Source organism: Synechococcus sp. CC9605 (assembly GCF_000012625.1).
Lineage (GTDB): Bacteria > Cyanobacteriota > Cyanobacteriia > PCC-6307 > Cyanobiaceae > Parasynechococcus.
On sequence record NC_007516.1, the window covers coordinates 346,657 to 364,675 of the forward strand.

An 18,019-nucleotide genomic window follows, 5' to 3' on the forward strand; every position below is an offset into this window, starting at 1 on the left:
TTACGCCGCTGACTTTCATGGCTGTTGTGGCAACTGTTGCGCTCCGCTAAAAAACGCGGCTCATCAGTCGTTCGATTGGCTCCCGCAGCCAATGCAGGCGGCGGTGCGTCTGGCGCCGATGAATGCGCAACAGAAGATGATCGGCAATACGGTGCATCTGAACGGTTTCCTCGGGTCCTGAGGGCACAAAACTATTCTCAGGTCGATTTAATAGTCCGTTGTCGTGGACGAATACATCGTTCCATGGGCGGCCCCAGGCCGCTTGTGCAAAAAAATTGTTGTTGGCTTTGAAATGGTCCTGAACGCGATGGGCTAGCGCCGCATTAAATCCCCAGAATTTGCCGTCATCCCAACCGCGAAATGCGGTTTCCTTGGGGATGATTGTTGTTGATCCTGAAATTGCTCTCGGGGAGATGCCGTGATGTCGCAGCCTTTGTGAAAGCTCCCTCGCCAGCCAGGTTCCCCTCGGCCCTGTTCCTGAATTCAGGCTGCTCTCTCTGTGTTCTGCCCAGGGCAGAGATGGGTCAAGTTCGAGTGAGTGTAGAAACTGGATGAATGGATCTGGATGGGTTTGTCGGAACGGGATGAAACGCACATCGAGTCCGCAGTTACGCTCATTCAGAAGAGAAGAAAAGTAGTTCCAGAAATCAAAGATATCGGATCGTCTGTTGTCTATTTCTACTGCTTTTCCTTTGATCATTCGTTCGCCGTCCAGGACGTCTTGGACGTATTCGGCAAAGGTTTTGCTGTGATAAAAACGTTTTAAACTGTATCCATATCGTGAATTGATGTAATCGAGCTGGGAGCGGATAAAGATGACAATTGTCAGCTTAAATCCATGCTCTCTGGCGATTGTCTGCAGGGCGCTTACGGCCCCGACGCATGTGAGCTGCGGGCCAAATTGTTCGGCGCTGATCAACACGTCTGCATCGGTCTTGCTCCAACGCTTGAGATAGGAATGCCATGGACCCCATCGCTCCTTGCTCATGGCTTTCACGAGCTGTTTGAAATCCCACTGATCCTCGTCGGGGAATTGGTAAATGATCTTCTGGTCCGCCAGAAGGGATGCACTGCGGCGCAACCGGCACTGAATGTCTGACGATGCTGTCTTATGGGTGCCTGCATGCAGGATCAGTCGTCGAGTTCTCGCCATGGCAGGTGGGTCGCTCATGCCGATCTCCAGCGCTTCAGCAACAGGTAAACAGTTGGTACCACATAGAGAGACAGCAATGAGGCCACCAGCAGTCCGCTGAACACCACGGTGCCAATGCTGATCCTGCTGGCGGCTCCCGTGCCCTGGGCGAACAAAAGCGGCAGGAAACCTGCCAGGGATGTAATCGCTGTCAGCAGGATCGGGCGCATCCGGTTCACGGCGGCAACAACAGTTGCTTCGTGTAGGGGCAGGCCTGCTGCAATCCGCTGGTTGGCGAACTCCACGATCAGAATTCCGTTTTTGGCCGCCAGGCTCACCAGCACCAGGAGTCCCATCTGGCCGTAAACATCCAGTGGAAGGCCCCGCAATTTCAAGCCGATCAGGGCTCCGAGCAGGGCCAATGGCACCGTGAGCAGGATGATCAATGGGTCGATGAAACTCTCGTAGAGAGCGGCAAGAAGCAGATAGACCACCGTCACGCCGAGGGCGAACAGCACCCAAGTCACCTGCCCAGCCCGTTGCTCTTCCAACGCCAGGCCCGTGAAGGCCAGGTCGATGTTGCTGCCGCCAATGCGATCACCGGCCTGGGTCAGGGCATCGATGGCTTCTCCGCTGCTGACCGTTGGTGCGGGGATGGCCGTGATCCGGATGGCCCGGTTGAGCCCGAAGTGGCGAATGTTGTTAACGCCCTCCTCGCGGGTCAGGCTGGCAACGCTTGCCACCGACACCAGCTCACCGCTGCGGTTGCGCACCATCAGACCCGTCAGATCCTCCGGCCGACGTCGCTCGCGGCCATCCAGCTGAAGAACAATGGAGCGGATGCGACCGTCGTCGTAGGTGTCATCGATGTAGCTGCCGCCGAAGGCGGTGCCGATCTCCCGCAGTGTTGCGCCGTAGTCGAGGTCGAGAGCAGCCAGTTGGTCGCGGTTGAGCTCCAGCCGCCAGCGGGGGAAGCTGGCATCAAAGCGGGTGCTCACCCGTTCAAACCGCTCTGTCGCCTTGGCCGTCTGGATGAAGTCCTGGGCGACTTGGCCGAATTGCTCCAGGCTGAATTGCCCTCCGCTGCGGTCCAGCAGTTCCAGGGAGAGTCCTGATTCACTGCTGAAGCCCCGCACGGTTGGTGGTGTGATCAGCACGACCCTGGCATCACCAATTCGTTGCTGAATCTTTCGGTTGAGACGACCTTTGATGGCGTTGCTGCTCTGTTCTTTGCCGGGCCGATCCTTAAGTGGCTGAAGGCGCAGGTAAAATGATCCACGGTCTTCTCCGCTTTGCCCGAAGGAGCTGCCGGCATAAAAGTTGCCAGTGCGCACCTGGGGCTCTTCACTCACGACGCGTCGGATGTCGTCCATCACGGCCATGCTGCGCTCCAAGCTGGCGCCGTCGGGAAGGGTGAAGTAGCCGCGGATCTGGCCTTGGTCGTCATCGGGGATGAACGCCGTCGGCATCACGGCCAATCCTGAGGCCGTGATGACCAGGCCGCTCAGCAGCACGAGGGCGATGCGTCGCCTGCGCTGCAACCAGTGCTCAAGTTGTTTCGAGTATTGGGATTGCAGGGTTTGCATGCCATGCCGAAGCCAGCGGCTCAGCTTGCCGATGGCCCCAGGAAGACGGCCGCCCCCTGGGCCCAACACCCGGGCGCAGGCCATCGGGGTGAAGCTGAGCGCATTCAAGGTGGAGAACAGAATCGCTCCGCTGATGGCCAGGGCGATCGGTTGATAGAGGCGTCCGATCGATCCGGGAATGAGCAGCACGGGCAGGAACACGGCTGCCAGCACCAATGAGGTGGCCACAACGGCCGTCGCCAGCTCAGCCATGGCGTCCTCGGCCGCCTGTTCGGGGGGTGTGCCCCGTTCGATGCGTCCGGCGATGTCTTCGCTGACGACGATGGCGTCATCCACAACGATCCCGGTGGCCAGCACCAGCCCAAAGAGGATCAGGCTGTTGAGATTGGAACCGCTCAGTTTCACCAGGCTGAGGCTTCCCACCAGCGCCACCGGCACGGCAAGGCCAGGGATCAGGGCGAGACGCCAGCGGCCCAGAAACAGCACCAGCACCACCAGCACCAGCAACACGGCATCGCGCAGGGTAATGAAGGTGCGATCGAGGTTGGCCTGAACCGTGTCGGCCACATCCACGATCATCGACAGTTCGATCCCCGGGGGAAAGCTCGCTTCCAACTGCTGCAGCTTGCGCTTGATCGCCCTGCTCACGTCCAGGGCATTGGCCCCATCGCGCTGGTAGACCCCCACGGCCACGGAGCGCTCGCCAGCCAGATTCATGGCCTCGCGTCCGTAGTTGCGCTGTCCGAGGGCAACCCGTCCCACATCCTTCAGGCGCAGCAGCCCGCCGTTGTCCAACCGGCGCAAGACGAGGTTCTCGAAATCCGATTGGCTGCGAAGTCGCCCTTCCGCTTCCACCGGAAGGCTCAGCACTTGGCCCGCTGGAACTGGGGCAGCTCCGATGCTGCCAATGGCAGCCAAGACGTTCTGTTCAGCCAGGGCTCGGCTGACTTCGCCAAGGGTGAGGTTGGTCTGTTCGAGGCGTTGCGGATCCAACCACAGGCGAAAGGAGAGTTCACTGCTGCCGAAGATCTGCACATCGCCGATGCCAGGTGTGGTGAGGAGTTCATCCCGCAGGGTCTGGTCCAGCCAGCCCGTGAGAAAGGTGGGGACGTATTGATCCAGTGGGTGGCTGAACCCCAGGATCATCAATAGGTCTTCCGAGGAGCGCCGCACCTGGAGCCCCTGGCGCGTCACGGCCTGGGGCAGCCGTCGGCTGGCCAGGTTCACCTCGTTTTGAACCTTGATCGCATTCAGCTCGGGATCACCCGTTTTGAAGTGCAACGAGATGCTGGCGCCGCCCTGCCTGCTGGTTGAGCTGATGCTTTCGACCCCTTCTAGGCCGTTCAGCTGTTGTTCCAATACCCGGGTCACGCTCTGCTCCACCACCTCTGGTGAAGCCGCCGGGAAGTTGGCGCTCACACTCACGCGGGTGGGAGCGAGGGGCGGAAGATCCTCCAGTCCTAGGCCGAACAAAGCCGTGCAGCCCGCTAAAAGGATCAGCAGGCTGCAGACGACCGTCAGAACCGGCCGCCGAAGAAACGGCTGGGAGATCGACCGCACTGGGACGTCTCAAATGTGGATGAATCCTGCCAGGAAAAATCCCCGAGCTGCCTTGAACCACGCAACCGGGGGATGAATTGTGTTGGTCAGGGGGTTCAGTGAAAGGCTTCAGCCGACGCTCCAGACGCCAGCAGCGATCTTGAACAGCTCCTGCACGTGAACGGTGTTGCAGAGGAACCAGGCGAAAACGGCACCGCCGCAACCGCCAAGCCAGAAACCACTGGTGAAGTCGGCCCAGCCTGTGCGGGTGAACAGGTCGGCGGGGGGATTCTCAACCGTCACATCCGCAGGGGGGATGTTGGGTTGCTTGCCGGGCTGGTTGTAGAGCAGGAACAGCAGGCTGAGGATGTGCACAGCGCCGATGGCAGCCAGCAGTCCAGCGGTTTGCTGATACTCCGTGGCACGTAGGGGGCCACAGATGGTGAACGGGCCGTAGAGCAGGTAACCGAAGGCTGCGCCGGTTTCGAGACCACGGAAGTTCGGAGAAATCCCGGGGCGGTACAGGGGCAGATTGTTGATCAGACCCTTAATGAAATAGCCGCTGTTGACTGGTGTCGCAAGGTTGCCGACGCAGGGATCAGCAGCAGGAGTGACGGTCATGAGGTACGAGTGCTGAGGGGTTGAAATGGTCCGCAGGTCGCGGTCACTCGGCAGCGGTGATCACTCGACCAACAAGGACGATGAACACTGCGGGGAACACGATTCCGGTGATGGGCACGAAAATCGCAGGCAGCCAGGCAGCAGCGAAATCTCCAGTCATGTCGAGGCCAAAAGCTTCGCAGCTACTGTAAGTAGGTCCGTTCTGACGGCCTGCTTTAGGCCCCAACGGCGACATAAAAGTTCAATCCGCATGCAGAACGTTCTCCTCCCTGGTGCCGTCGTGCTGCTCACGGTGGTGCTCTGGTTGCGCAGGAAACCGGTGAAGCCGATGCTCTCCAGCACGGATGCCAGCCGTGTCGCACAGATCAACCGTGCTCAGCTGGAACTGGTGATTGAGCCTGCCGCTGATGGGGAATCCGCCGATGATTCCCTCGAGTCATGGACGGCGCCGACAACTCCCCTGGAGCGTCTTGCCCTGGAGCGTCGCCTCAAGGCTGATATGGAGGCTGGCCCTGAGGAGCGTTTGCGCGCCGTTCGTTTGGCCGCCCGATGGGGACATCGTTCGGCTCTGCCCCTGCTGCGCCAGGCCCTGCGGGACAGCGATGCGCGTGTGGTGGAAGAAGCGGCGGCTGCGATTGCACCGTTCCGCGGTGCGCCCGCCGCTGCCCCGATCCGTCAGCCGGCGCGGCCGCCGCGCAACGTTTCGCGGATGCGATAGATCGGTCGGTCCTGGCTTTCGTGGTATGTACGGATCAGCAGTTCGCCGAGAAGGCCGAAGCAGAACAGTTGAATGCCCGCCAGGCCAAGCACCACCGCCAGGGTGAGCAGTGGGCGATTGGCAATGTCGCCTCCCATCACCTTGATCACGAACAGATAGGTGCTGGTCACCAGGCTGGCAGCAATGGCCAGCAGTCCTCCGAAGCCGAACACGTACATCGGCCTGGTCAGGAAACGCTTCATGAACCAGACGGTGAGCAGATCCATCAGCACACGGAACGTGCGATCGATCCCGTACTTGCTGCTGCCGAACTGACGCGCCTGGTGGTTCACCTTCACTTCGGTGATCCGAGCACCCTCGATGAAGGCCAGGGCGGGAAGAAAGCGATGCAGCTCGCCATAGAGACGCATGTCTGAGAGCACTTCCCGTCGATAGGCCTTGAGGGAGCAGCCGTAGTCATGCAGCCGCACACCGGTCACCCGGCCGATTAAGCGGTTGGCGATCTGGGAGGGAAGTTTGCGCTGGAGGGCGGCGTCCTGGCGCTGATGGCGCCAGCCACTCACGAGGTCATACCCCTCACGCAACTTGGCCAGCAGCATGGGGATGTCGGCTGGATCGTTCTGAAGATCCCCATCCAGGCTGACGATGACCTCTCCGCCAGCCACATCAAAACCAGCCGCCATGGCTGCGGTCTGGCCATAGTTCTTGCGCAACAGCACAGCTACCACTTCGGGCACCTCTGCGCTGACCTCGGCTAGCACTTTGGCGGTACGGTCGCTGGATCCGTCGTCGACCAGGACCAGCTCAAACGTCTCGTCGGTTGGACGCAGTGCTGAAAGGAGCTGCTCAACCAGGTGGGGCAGGCTTTCCTCTTCGTTGTACAGCGGCACCACCACCGAGAGATTCAGGGGTGCACTCATGCCGGTCGCGCTGCGAGTCGGTCAACTTAAGCAGGGGCCCGGTTGATCAGGCTGACAACGTCAGGAGAGATGCGATCCGTCATGGCATCGCACCACACGGCCTGCGCCGCGGAATTCAGCCCTGTAGTGGCAAGCCACCGGGTGTTGATCGCTGCTGTGGAGGTTGTCGACGCCGATTCCATTGCGCCCATGGTCCTGGCCTGAGCTATGGCGGTAGCGGCCATCGCCGAGATGGAGCCCCACATGGGTGCAACGCCGGCGTGTGCCAAAAAACAGTAGATCTCCTGGGAGCAGCAGGCTGTGATCGTTGGGGAGAGCGGCAATAGGTTTGCAGAATCGCTCCTGCTGATAGGCATCTCGCGGAATCCAAATACCCTGGCTGGCGAAGGCCATTTGCATCAGACCAGAACAATCCATGTCCGGTTCAGTGGTTCCTCCCCAGAGATAGACGTTGGGACGTTTCTGGGCGGTTTCGCTCCAGGCGAGCACGCCGGGTAGACGTCGTTCAATGTCCGCCACGTTCAGCGGCGACGGTCGCCAGGGTGCACATAGCTCAGCTCGTCCCAGAACCGACTCGAGTGCGAGCCAGCAGCGGTAACCATCCTCAAGCAGCTGAACAGCGATCCTCCTGCGCTGCCTCTCCAGGATGCGAAAGCGGCGTCCAGAACAGGCCTGGGTGGTCAGGCTCTCGCCGTCAGATCTCGAGTAGCCATTGACGTCAGTGCACAGCTGCCAACAGGAGTCTGTCTCAATCAGGTCTGGGGCCAGCAGGGTGCCTAACGTCGCCATGGCCCAATTGAATCGCTATGGCGTTCTACCGTCCCGATCCTGCAATGGCGGCTCGGCTTGAGGCGGCCCTCGATGGGCTCGATGCCGCCGGCCGCCCAGGGCTGCGCAACAGCCTGGCGATCACCTGGGTGCGGTACGACGACGCTGCACCGGAGGCTGGTCAGGGCAGTGGTGCTTTCTGGAACCAAGACCGGATCCTTTATCCGGCCAGCGTGGTGAAGCTGTTCTATGCAGTCGCCGTTGAGCAGTGGCTGCAACGGGATCTGATCCCTGAAAGCGACGAATTGCAGCGTGCGGTGCGCGACATGATCGCCGACTCCAGCAACGATGCCACTGGGCTTGTGGTTGATCTACTCACAGGCACCACTAGTGGCCCTGCACTTCACGGCGAACGCTGGGAGCTTTGGACGCAGCAGCGTCGCTTGATCAATGGCTGGTTGCAGAGCCTGGCCTGGCCGGAACTTGAGGCGGTGAATTGCTGCCAGAAGACCTGGGGTGATGGTCCCTATGGCCGGGAAAAGATGTTCTATGGGGCCGACAACAGCAACCGCAACGGCTTGTCCACCGCTGCAACAGCCCGGATACTTGAGGCGGTGATGACCCGTGCGGTGGTGTCGCCGCCGGCCTGTCATCGGTTGCAGGGTCTGTTGCGGCGCTCGCTCGATCAGGATCAGCGTCGCGCTGATCCTGAAAACCAAGTGGATGGGTTTCTCGGTGAGGGCCTACCCGATGACGCGCTCCTCTGGAGCAAGGCCGGCTGGATGAGTCAGGCCCGTCATGACGCAGCTTGGTTTCAGGCCTCCGAACAGCAGCCCCCCACCTTGCTGGTGGTCTTCACCACGGGGGCTGATCGCGCCAGGGACGCATCGCTCTTGCCGGAGCTGGCCCGGCAACTCAACCAGTTCAGCAGCTCCGAGGAACCGGCGGATTGAGTCAATGAACTTGGAACGGAGAGGGAGGGATTCGAACCCTCGACAGAAGTTGCCTCCTGTAACTCCTTAGCAGGGAGCCGCTTTCAACCACTCAGCCACCTCTCCAGGGGCTTTTCAATACTACCAAGCCAAGGACCAGAAAACGAAATGTAACTCTGAGTTAAAGATGTGTTCAGAAATCTTTTTACTAGAGCTTTATTTTGCCTCGACATGATTATTTTGTTCATTGTTTTATATAAGTTATCCGAGGCTAGTGCATTACATTCAATAAAAAACGTAAATCGCACAATTGATGAAATGATTACTTAACACAAAGTGTGCCTCTTGCGCCAATTAAGCACTGATTTCAAGTGCACTTAGAGGTATGAATGAGAAGGTCAGAATCGTTTAGATTGGTATTTATGTCTAAGTTTTCAGTCGCGTGTGGGTCTAAGTTTTGTGCGTAAACATAATTAAGATGTAGTTATTTTAGACGAAAGACTATTGTGGAATTTTAAGATTCCTCTATTAAGAGTGATTGCATTACCTCGAAATAATTTGGTATTTTATCTTGACAGATGAATTAATTCTATGGAATCTCTTATTAAATGGATTGATCAACTCTAATAATTACGTTTTCTAATCCGGAGTCTCTTTGAAGATTGATGGCATGTGCTGTTTTTAACCCGCTAGGTTTATCGTCATTAAAAAGCAATCTTTCGCCAAATGGCAACGAAGAAATTACTCTGACATCACAATTGCAAATTTGTTTAACTTTTTCAAGAATTAAGGATGATTCCTCTTTAGTTCTACTGGTTGTTAGAAGGATTACATCATCTTTCTCAATATTCTCGGCAAGAAAAGACTCAACACCTACAAGAAAATCCTCATTTTCGTTTGAGATGTGACCGTTGTGTAATACAAGTGTTCCATCAATGTCAAATATCCAAGTCTTTGGTAAGTTTGACAATTTAATACTTCTTTCGGTGGACTCTAATAAACTTTTATACTGATTATAAACCATGATTCCTTTAAGAAAGGCACCCACGATGGAATTGATGTGGTCTTTTACGTATCCACACAAACTAAACCAAATCAAAGAATGAATGAGTACGAGTCTTTCTGGTCTCTCGACTTGTCCGTAAATTATATGTGAATGCTGTTTAAATTTAGACTGAGGCAGAGTCAAATAAAATTCTTTGCCCGAGTAAGAAATAAGTTCGAAATCTTTTTTATTAAAGTGATCATAAGATCCCTCGGCGGAATATAGAAGTTTTGCTATATCGTAGTACCTATCACCAAATATTTGACTATTACCGAAAACACCTCTAGGGTCAATAAAATATGCTTTATTATTACGGCTAGAATAAATAATATTCGAAAATGTTGGATCTCCGTGAATTGGGACAAAATCATCCTGAGTACTTAAAAGGTACTCTTTTATGAGATCAAACTCGTAAGCGATACAACTTTCGTGAAACGGATTCTCGTAAGTGATGTCATTAATGATTATATTTTTCTCTTTTATTGGGAGCAAAGAAGAAACTTTTTTCACTCTTTCAAGAGTCTTCTGAATGTATACAGATGATGTATCATTAGAATCTGCTGGTCTCTTTTCTAATTTGTGTAGGGTAGATAGTGATTGAAGGCATGAGCTGAGGATTTTTTCATTACTTTCTAGATCGTCAGGATGATCGCCAATTATTCTCTCCATAGTAAGTGGGGAATCACTAAATATTCCGGGTGAGTATTTAAAGCCTTGATCAGAAACATAATTATACCAATTTATTTCGTTGTCAATTAACTTTTCAAAGTCACTATCAATACATTCCTTGATTACGTGATTATCTTCAAAGATTACGTTGTTAAAAAATCTGCAACGGGATTGTTTGGTTGTCTTCAAAGCCTCATATTGTTTGATATCACCTAGTTCTAAAGTGTTTTTAATGTATTGTCCGCTAAATTTAAAGTCATTTTTAAGCGATAACCATCTGACAAATTCGCCAGAAGGAGGCAGATTTTCTAGAATTTTTATCGGTTCTTTAAAGAAGAAAACTCCAGCCACACCAGAAGTCGATGATGATTTTTCCAATAACTTGCCTTCTTCATTTAGTGACCACCTGCAAGTAAATTCGCTTGAGAGTCCGATAATATTTTCACCATTCGTGATATCGAAGTTGTCAAAACTCGATTCATCAAAATATAAATCACACCACACAATTAATAGAGGTTCATTGTTTAAAGTAGAAAGCGCATCATTGATACCCGAACATGTTCCAATGCCCTTGGGCGTAATAAGTTGCGGTGAAAGATGATGAGGATATGATTCAAAGTAGTTTGAAACAACTTCGCTTTTGTAATCACAAACTACATAGAAATTGCTCCCAGGGAAAGATTTATCTAAGGCGTTTATTGTGTGGTAAAGTAAAATGTTTTCATTTACTGAAATGAGACATTTTGGAATGTTAGTTGTGTATTTCTGGAGACGCCTGCCCTGGCCGCCGGCTTGGATTATTATATTCAAGACAAGACCAGTAAAGACTATATCTATATTAACACATTGTCTATAAATTATGCCTGGCTGTGGTTAAAGCTAAGGGTGTTGGGCATTTCTATTCAATGTAATTACCCTATATCCCAGAAGAGATTATTCGACAAAGCTATCATTTTATTTCGGGCTATATTTTTTTCTGCAAAGTAAATAATATATTTGCGTAACTCTTCGTCTGGAAGTGACTCCGGACCTCTCAGATACAACACGTCTTGAGCTAGCCATAATAATAAATTTGTTGCAGCCAATCTCATTACGGCTTCGCTAAAAGACCGTGGCATGTAAGTATCTTGCATTATTGTCATTTTATTGAAAGTGCTGGAGGTACCAGCTTTGGCCACTGTGAGAGCCCTTTCAATGTCGATTATTTGATTGTCGCTTAATCCCTCAGATGTCAGTATATTTTCGCTATTCATATATAGCCTGATGCATAAGATGGACAGCCTGTCAGCGAGCATGCCGATGGTGTTCAGTCCGATATGGTCGACTTCTTGAGTACTTGATAGGCTTGAATAATCAATAAAATCTTTTTTTAGGTCTGTATTTTGTTGGGTAAAAATATTCAATATTTCGTTTTCCATAGCTCGAATTGAGTCTATATTCATTGGTTCTTTGCAAGGGCTCAACTCATTAATGCAATTTGCATATGCCAGCGTAAGAGGGTGACGTTTCATATCTTGATGAAATTTGTCCAATTGTACAGGAAACCATGTTTGTCGCTATGCATAGGGGGACAAAGGTTTATTATTCACGCAAAGACCACATAGTAGCTAAGGTTTATTTACAAAGGAAGTTGATGCTTTTTAAGTAATCGCATAAGCATTTTGCGAATTTATTTTGTTGTGGGGGGGCTTAAATTGCCAAGCATTCTGTCTACGCATGCAGTTACGTTTTCAATGGGAACATGAAAATTCCATTTTGAATACTTTGTGCCTTCTTCTTTGATCACATCGCAGTTAATTCTCCAGTAATCTTGACCGCATCCTGCGACGACTGTACTGACGCAATTCATGTTCGATGGGTCACATTTATAGAAATCTGGAACGAATTCTCCGACCTGGGCGTGGGCAGGAGCAAAAATGCAATTGAACATATTTGAACCTAGAGCGCTTATGATTATTTCGGCACTGCCGAGAATGTTGCGTAGTTCTGAAAAAGAATATTTCGAGGCCTCAATTGTCTGGAAAGAATATTTCTCAAGTGCTTTTATGATTTCCTTCTCGTTTAAAACCTTCCTGTATGATGCATCTCCTCTGGCAATATAAATTCTTTGACGCTCGCTGGATATTTCGGGCAAACCTTGTGGAATATTTGCAATTTCTCTGAAGCGTGTTAAGAAATCTGTGGAGGTGTGATGAGTGCCTTTGCCATACGACACAGGCATGATTGGGCACCATAAATTTTTGAACTTTAGGCGATCTCTTTTGTTTAAAGCTCTTATTTGATTTGTTTTTATGCCGGCTGTGTCAAGTATTTCACTGATAAACTTTTTTGAAGCTGGTGAGATAAAGTAAAATGGTATGTCTTTTGTTGGACAGTCTATTAATGCATTCACGATGCCTACCGTATAAACAATCATATGTCCAAAATACTTTGATCCAAAGCAAGCGATGATTCCATCTTCAATTTCTACTTCGGGGGTATTTATTGTAATTTTTTCATTTGCTTCCTTTTGTTCTTTTATAAACCTTGGTCCCTTGATTTGACCATCTGATAGAAGGCCGGGGTAAACTAAATCGTTGTTCTCGGTTAGTATTAGCCCTGTTGTTCCATCAACTACTGCGTTTTTAACTCTGGCGAGGCCATAAGGCATTTCGTTAACATTTAAGATTCCTTGGGTGACTTCAGTACCACTTACAATCGTTTGAAAATTAGTTTTTAATTCAGGAGAATCTGGATGTTTATCATTCGTAGTGAAGATTGCATGATTTTTGATGGCCCATTCCATCAAATTTGAATATTTCATCAAATTCAAAGTGCGATATAAATCAATCTAGCATATCATTTACATGCCAACTCTTTGGAGTGGTTGATCTTGATCTAACGCAAGCGTTTTTAAAGCCTGCAGTGAGGCTTTATTTGGCGACAATTTTGAGCGTCATGCACATAACTCTGACATGTTACTTCTTGATAATGTTCTCTTGTTGTCTGTCGAATGCTTTGCATCGTAGTGTTAAAGAATAATTTGTATTTGGGCGAGAGTTGGGTCTCGATTGATTGGGTAGTAGTTTCCATTTGTTCGTCTCCGTTTAAGGCGGAGTGATTTTGGTTATACATCCACTCGAGGTAGGCGTCGTTTGAAACCACAGAGGATCTCCCAGGGAATCGAGCCGCAGTGGTCGCTCCAGTTTTGAGGGCTTAACTCCAGGTCACCGTCCTGCCCAAGCAGAGTGACGATGTCGCCTGGCTCCAGCCCAGCTGCATCGGTGGCATCCAGCAGGAGCTGGTCCATGGTGATGGCTCCCACCTGCGGCAGCTGGCGATTGCTATGCAGGGCGTGAATGTGCCCGCTGAGGGACCGCAGAACACCATCGGCATAGCCGATGCCCACCACGGCAAGCCGAGTGGGGCGCTGGGTGATGAAGCGATGGCCGTAGCTGACCCCTGTGCCGGCGATAACGTCACGGATCAGGCTGACCCGGGCGCGAACTGCCAGGGCGGGTTGCAGGGGAATGACGTTGTTCAAATGACTTGCAGGGGCATGGCCGTACAGGGCCAACCCAACGCGAACGAGGTCGTGATGCAGCTCCCGGTTGAGCAAGGTTCCTGCCGAGTTGGCCAGATGGCGGGTGATGCCGGCGCCGCCTCGGGGCAGGGCCGAGAGCATGCTCACGAAGCGCTCCTGCTGGAGGCTTGTCAAGGCATCGTCAGGCTCATCGGCACAGGCCAGATGGCTGTAGATGCCCTCCAGATTGAGGTGTTCCAGGCTCTGCAGCACCGCCGCGGTCTGATGTCCCTCGCTGAGGGAGCAGCCCAGCCGTGCCATGCCGGTGTCGATCTTCAGCTGCACGTCGAAACATCGACCGCTGTCGGCAGCCAAAGCGTTGCAGAGCTGGGCATCCCTGAGGCTGCTCAGGGTGGGCATCAACCGCCAGTGCAGGCAGGTGCGCAGGTCGTCCGGTTCATTGAGGTTGCTGAGCAACAGCACCGGTGCCTCCAGACCGGCCCGCCGCAGTTCAAGACCTTCCTGGAGCGTGGCCACGCCAAGGCTCGTTGCTCCACCCTGAAGCGCCGCCCTTGCCACCGTTTCGGCACCGTGGCCGTAGCCATCGGCCTTCACCACTGCCATCAGTTGGGTGCGAGGGCCTAGGTGCTGGCACAGCGCCCTGGCATTGGCCCGAATCGCCGCAGGTGAAACCTCCACCCAGGCGCGCTGACGTGGATTCAGCTCCGGAATCACAGGCAGTGCTCGGCGCTACCGAGACAGCTTCACATCGCCGATAGCATGATCATAATTGAGTGGGCTGGCATGGGCCAGGTTCTCGTTCTCAATGCGTCCTACGAGCCGCTCAATATCACCACCTGGAGACGGGCAGTAGTGATGATGCTGAAGGGCAAAGCCGAGAGTCTGGAACACGATCCCTGTCGGCAATTGCGTCAGGGCACCCACCTGCCGACAGTGATTCGCCTGCGTCAGTACGTCCGCGTGCCGTTTCGTCAGCTGCCCCTGACGCGTCGCAACCTCTTCCAGCGGGACAACCACACCTGCCAGTACTGCGGCAGTCGTGACAATCAGTTGTCAATCGACCATGTGATCCCCCGCAGTCGGGGAGGCGGTGACACCTGGGAGAACGTGACCACGGCTTGCCTCAGCTGCAATGTGCGAAAGGGCAACCGTACTCCGAAAGAAGCCTCCATGCCTCTGAGTCATGTCCCGCGGCGGCCAGCCAGCAGCCTCAGTTTTGAGGCCCGGCGCCAGATCCATTCCGGTCATCACCAGGAATGGGCGAAATACGTGATCGGTGCTTGACCGTCAGGCCTCGGCCTGATCGCTCAGGGCCTCGAGTTTCTGACGTTGCTCTTCGGCGATGCATGCACCAATCAGGTCTTCCAGCTGGCCCTCCAGCACAGGCTCAAGGGTGAAGTTTCGGCCCAGCCGGTGATCGGTGGTTCGGTTGTCTTTGTAGTTGTAGGTGCGGATTTTTTCGGAGCGGTCACCACTGCCCACCTGGGCACGTCGGTCGCTGCTTTCGCGTTCTGCGGCAGCCGCCTGCTCCCGCTCCAACAATTTGGCGCGCAGGATCTCCAGGGCTCGTTCCCGGTTCTGCAGCTGGGAGCGTTCCTGTGTGCAGAACACGCGGATGCCTGTGGGTTTGTGGAGAAGGTCCACGGCTGTTTCCACTTTGTTGACGTTCTGACCTCCAGCACCGCCTGAACGCGCGGTGCTGATGTCGAGATCCTTCGGGTCGAGCTGAACTTCCACGGCATCGGCTTCCGGCATCACGGCCACCGTGGCTGTTGAGGTGTGGACCCGACCTTGGGATTCCGTGGCAGGGACCCGTTGTACCCGATGCACTCCCGCTTCAAATTTCAGTTGGCTGTAGACGCTGTCGCCACGCACCGAAAGGATCAGTTCGCGAAACCCGCCCAGGTCGGCCTCGGTGCAGCTGATGGATTGCACGGCCCAGCCCACTTTTTGGCTGTAGCGCTCATACATCCGTGCCAGATCACCAGCCCAGAGACAGGCTTCGTCGCCGCCTGCGCCGGCACGAATTTCCAGCATCACACTGCGTTCATCTCGGGGATCCCGAGGCAGCAGAGCCAGGGTGAGCCGCTCGGTCAGCGTTGCGTGCTGTTCCTGGAGGCTGGCTAACTCATCCTGCGCTAGCTCCTCCATCGCAGCGTCACCGCGACTGTCTTTGAGCAGTTGACGTGCCGAATCCCGCTCGGATTCGAGCCTCTGGAGTTCCTCGAAGTCGAGCACGAGCGGCTCAAGTCTTGATCGCTCCCTTGCGATCGATTCAAGCCGCTTCGGATCAGCGGCCACATCAGGGTCAGCCAGCTGCCGCTCGAGGTTGCGGAAGCTGGCTGTGGCTGTCTCCAGCCGTGTGAACAAGGTCGAGGCGTCCATGCCCCGTTCTCACCCTCAGGCTTTGGACTCGGCCTTAGCGGAGTCGGCACCTTTCTTCTTGGTGCCCATGCCGTACTTCTTCATGAAGCGATCCACACGCCCCTCGGTGTCGAGAATCTTCTGGGTGCCGGTAAAGAAGGGGTGGTTGCCGCTCCAGACGTCGACGTGGATCTCCGGCTGGGTGGCGCCCGTGGTCATGACCACTTCGCCGTTGCAGATCACCTTGGCGTCGGGATACCAGGTGGGATGGATGTCGGGTTTTGGCATCGGTGAAAAAATCAGCGCTTGGAGAACTGAGGAGCCTTACGGGCTTTCTTGAGGCCGTACTTGCGGCGTTCCTTGGCACGGGGGTCGCGGCTCAGGTGGCCTTCCGTTTTCAGCGGCTTGCGGTTGTCGGCGGACAGTTCACACAGGGCGCGTGCTGCACCTTGCTTGATGGCGCCGGACTGACCGGTGAGTCCACCACCGTGAACGTTGACGAGGATGTCGTATTCGCTGCTGAGGCCAAGGGTCTCCAGGGGAGCCTTTACCGCTGCAATGTACGAAGGGTTGTAGTTCAGATAGTTGTCACCGGGACGACCATTGATGGTGATCGTTCCATTGCCGGGGACGAGGCGAACACGGGCGACAGAGGTCTTGCGACGACCGGTGCCCCAGTAGACGACGGAATTGTTGCTCATTGGGCGGATGCGGAGGGGTTGAGCTGAAGAGGCTGGGGCTTCTGAGCGGCGTGGGGATGCTCGGTGCCCTTGTAGACCTTGAGCTTGCGGAACATCTGACGACCCAGGGCGTTGTGAGGAAGCATGCCTTTGATGGCCTTCTCCACGATCCGCTCGGGGATCCGTTCCTGCAGAGCCTCGAAGGTTTCCACCTTCATGCCTCCGGGACGTCCGGAGTGACGGCGGTACAGCTTCTGCTGGGGCTTACGGCCGGAGACCTTGATCTTCTCGGCGTTCACAACGACGACAAAATCACCGGTGTCCAGATGGGGGGTGAAGCTGGGGTTGGTCTTGCCACGCAGCACGGCGGCCACTTCAGTGGCCAGACGGCCGAGGGTTTGATTCTCAGCGTCCACCACGTACCACTGGCGGTCGATCGAATCAATCGGGGGGAGAGAGGTCTTGTTCATCGCGCCGGCATGCCGGATCGTGTATGTCCCGCCTGAGTCAGCGGAACTGGGCAAAGGGGGTCGGTCCAGATCTGGACCTGACGGGGCTAAAGATCGAGCTTACTCTTCAGCCCTCCAGCTCCTGTGAGTTGGGCAGCTTTCGAAGTAGAGGCCCGTTTATCCCGGCGTTGAGGGTGGATCCGTAGGGGGATCGCTCTCGGCCAGAAAAAACCACGGTTGACTATCGTACCAGCCGGCTTTGGTGAAGATGGGCTTGGCATAGCCAGCCCGAAGCAGGCAGAGGCCCGCGGCGGGTGCCGCCTCCTTCACCTCGTGGCGTCGTCGTTCCCGCCAGCGCTGTTCAAAGGCGGCAACACTCAGGCGGTGCTCGCCAACGGCCACCAATTGGGCCATCAGCAGGCGAACCATGCCGTACAGAAAACCACTGGCCTGAATTTCGACTCGCAGAAGATCGCCTTGGCGCTCCACGAGCACCTCCTGCACGGTGGTTCGGGCATGGGCGCGACGGCTGCCTGCCTTCATGAAGGCGCTGAAGTCGTGCAGACCAAGCATGCTGCTCAAAGCGTCCCGCATGCGGGACTCATCCAGCCTGTGTTGGTAGCAGTGCCAGCTCCAGGGGCTTAAAAACAAATTGGGGCGGCGGCCGTTGTGAATCGTGTACCGGTACCGCCTGTAGGTGGCGGAGTAACAGGCATGCCAATCCAGGGGACGGGCGACCGATTCGCGCACACGAATGGTGCTCGGCAGGCGTCCGTTCAAGGCCGGGGCCCATTTGCGCGCTGGGATCGGTCCACTGCAGTCGAAGTGCACCACCTGACCGGCGGCATGAACGCCGGCATCGGTGCGACCAGCGGCAAAGGTCTGCACCGGTCGGTGCGGATCGAGCTGGGCGATGGCGTCCTCCAGTACTGCCTGAACACTGCGACCGTTGCGTTGGCGCTGCCACCCACAAAACGAAGAACCGTCGTACTGAAGGCTGAGCGCGATCCGCTGAAGGGATGCCGGCTCAGGACCTGCAGACGAGGGTTCGGTGTTCAAACGTCAGGACTGAC

General features: G+C 54.6%; 18 protein-coding genes and 1 tRNA gene. 3 read left to right on the plus strand and 16 right to left on the minus strand.

Annotation, left to right across the window (positions count from 1 at the left end):
• Positions 1-46 precede the first annotated feature (46 nt).
• The 4 genes from SYNCC9605_RS01680 to SYNCC9605_RS01695 all read right to left on the minus strand — a co-directional run bounded on the left by SYNCC9605_RS01680 (position 47) and on the right by SYNCC9605_RS01695 (position 5,038).
• Positions 47-1,171: a hypothetical protein gene (locus tag SYNCC9605_RS01680; protein WP_011363359.1), complete on the minus strand. Its 1,125-nt coding sequence runs from the start codon at positions 1,169-1,171 to the stop codon at positions 47-49.
• Positions 1,168-4,278 carry an efflux RND transporter permease subunit gene (locus tag SYNCC9605_RS01685; RefSeq protein WP_011363360.1) on the minus strand — a complete coding sequence of 1,037 codons (3,111 nt, stop codon included), beginning with the start codon at positions 4,276-4,278 and terminating at the stop codon, positions 1,168-1,170. The genes SYNCC9605_RS01680 and SYNCC9605_RS01685 overlap by 4 nt, the downstream gene beginning before the upstream one ends.
• A 108-nt stretch (positions 4,279-4,386) precedes the next feature.
• Entirely contained in the window at positions 4,387-4,878 is a 492-nt protein-coding gene (locus SYNCC9605_RS01690) for a photosystem I reaction center protein subunit XI (RefSeq protein ID WP_011363361.1), read from the minus strand.
• Positions 4,879-4,921: 43 nt separating this feature from the next.
• On the minus strand, positions 4,922-5,038 hold the full coding sequence (locus SYNCC9605_RS01695; RefSeq protein WP_006851672.1) for a photosystem I reaction center subunit VIII: 117 nt from the start codon (positions 5,036-5,038) through the stop codon (positions 4,922-4,924).
• Positions 5,039-5,128: 90 nt separating this feature from the next.
• On the opposite strand from SYNCC9605_RS01695, the gene SYNCC9605_RS01700 reads away from it, so the two are divergent.
• Positions 5,129-5,596 (plus strand): HEAT repeat domain-containing protein, encoded by a 468-nt coding sequence (locus tag SYNCC9605_RS01700; RefSeq protein ID WP_011363362.1) that lies wholly within the window; start codon positions 5,129-5,131, stop codon positions 5,594-5,596.
• Here the strand turns inward: SYNCC9605_RS01700 and SYNCC9605_RS01705 are convergent.
• Positions 5,554-6,516, minus strand: coding sequence for a glycosyltransferase family 2 protein (locus tag SYNCC9605_RS01705; protein ID WP_011363363.1), 963 nt, complete (start codon positions 6,514-6,516; stop codon positions 5,554-5,556). The two genes, SYNCC9605_RS01700 and SYNCC9605_RS01705, sit on opposite strands and share 43 nt — an antisense overlap.
• 60 nt (positions 6,517-6,576) lie before the next feature.
• On the minus strand, positions 6,577-7,305 hold the full coding sequence (locus SYNCC9605_RS01710; RefSeq protein WP_011363364.1) for a C40 family peptidase: 729 nt from the start codon (positions 7,303-7,305) through the stop codon (positions 6,577-6,579).
• 17 nt (positions 7,306-7,322) lie between these two features.
• On the opposite strand from SYNCC9605_RS01710, the gene SYNCC9605_RS01715 reads away from it, so the two are divergent.
• Complete coding sequence (locus tag SYNCC9605_RS01715; RefSeq protein WP_011363365.1) at positions 7,323-8,237, plus strand: serine hydrolase; 915 nt, start codon at positions 7,323-7,325, stop codon at positions 8,235-8,237.
• Positions 8,238-8,253: 16 nt separating this feature from the next.
• Here SYNCC9605_RS01715 and SYNCC9605_RS01720 read toward each other — a convergent pair.
• The 5 genes from SYNCC9605_RS01720 to alr form a co-directional block, all read right to left on the minus strand.
• Positions 8,254-8,342, minus strand: a tRNA-Ser gene (locus SYNCC9605_RS01720).
• 478 nt (positions 8,343-8,820) lie between these two features.
• Positions 8,821-10,740, minus strand: a complete 1,920-nt coding sequence (locus SYNCC9605_RS13545) for an NTP transferase domain-containing protein (protein ID WP_011363366.1) — start codon at positions 10,738-10,740, stop codon at positions 8,821-8,823.
• A gap of 101 nt (positions 10,741-10,841) precedes the next feature.
• Complete coding sequence (locus SYNCC9605_RS01730; RefSeq protein WP_156782945.1) at positions 10,842-11,441, minus strand: hypothetical protein; 600 nt, start codon at positions 11,439-11,441, stop codon at positions 10,842-10,844.
• A 158-nt stretch (positions 11,442-11,599) separates the two neighbouring features.
• Positions 11,600-12,715 carry a glycosyltransferase family 61 protein gene (locus SYNCC9605_RS13550; RefSeq protein WP_071812991.1) on the minus strand — a complete coding sequence of 372 codons (1,116 nt, stop codon included), beginning with the start codon at positions 12,713-12,715 and terminating at the stop codon, positions 11,600-11,602.
• Between the two features lie 321 nt (positions 12,716-13,036).
• Positions 13,037-14,167 (minus strand): alanine racemase, encoded by a 1,131-nt coding sequence (gene alr, locus SYNCC9605_RS01735; RefSeq protein ID WP_011363369.1) that lies wholly within the window; start codon positions 14,165-14,167, stop codon positions 13,037-13,039.
• A gap of 69 nt (positions 14,168-14,236) precedes the next feature.
• Between alr and SYNCC9605_RS01740 the strand changes: the two genes are divergently transcribed.
• Positions 14,237-14,737: an HNH endonuclease gene (locus tag SYNCC9605_RS01740; RefSeq protein WP_041434350.1), complete on the plus strand. Its 501-nt coding sequence runs from the start codon at positions 14,237-14,239 to the stop codon at positions 14,735-14,737.
• Positions 14,738-14,740: 3 nt separating this feature from the next.
• Here the strand turns inward: SYNCC9605_RS01740 and prfA are convergent, their stop codons facing one another.
• From prfA to truA, 5 genes are all read right to left on the minus strand, one after another.
• Positions 14,741-15,838, minus strand: coding sequence for a peptide chain release factor 1 (prfA, locus tag SYNCC9605_RS01745; RefSeq protein ID WP_011363371.1), 1,098 nt, complete (start codon positions 15,836-15,838; stop codon positions 14,741-14,743).
• A 15-nt stretch (positions 15,839-15,853) separates the two neighbouring features.
• Positions 15,854-16,105, minus strand: coding sequence for a 50S ribosomal protein L31 (gene rpmE, locus SYNCC9605_RS01750; RefSeq protein WP_006851595.1), 252 nt, complete (start codon positions 16,103-16,105; stop codon positions 15,854-15,856).
• An 11-nt stretch (positions 16,106-16,116) separates the two neighbouring features.
• Positions 16,117-16,518 carry a 30S ribosomal protein S9 gene (gene rpsI / locus SYNCC9605_RS01755; RefSeq protein ID WP_006849745.1) on the minus strand — a complete coding sequence of 134 codons (402 nt, stop codon included), beginning with the start codon at positions 16,516-16,518 and terminating at the stop codon, positions 16,117-16,119.
• Entirely contained in the window at positions 16,515-16,967 is a 453-nt protein-coding gene (gene rplM, locus SYNCC9605_RS01760) for a 50S ribosomal protein L13 (RefSeq protein WP_011363372.1), read from the minus strand. Before rplM ends, rpsI begins: the two co-directional genes overlap by 4 nt.
• Before the next feature lie 156 nt (positions 16,968-17,123).
• Positions 17,124-18,005: a tRNA pseudouridine(38-40) synthase TruA gene (gene truA / locus SYNCC9605_RS01765; RefSeq protein ID WP_011363373.1), complete on the minus strand. Its 882-nt coding sequence runs from the start codon at positions 18,003-18,005 to the stop codon at positions 17,124-17,126.
• Between the last annotated feature and the right edge of the window lie 14 nt (positions 18,006-18,019).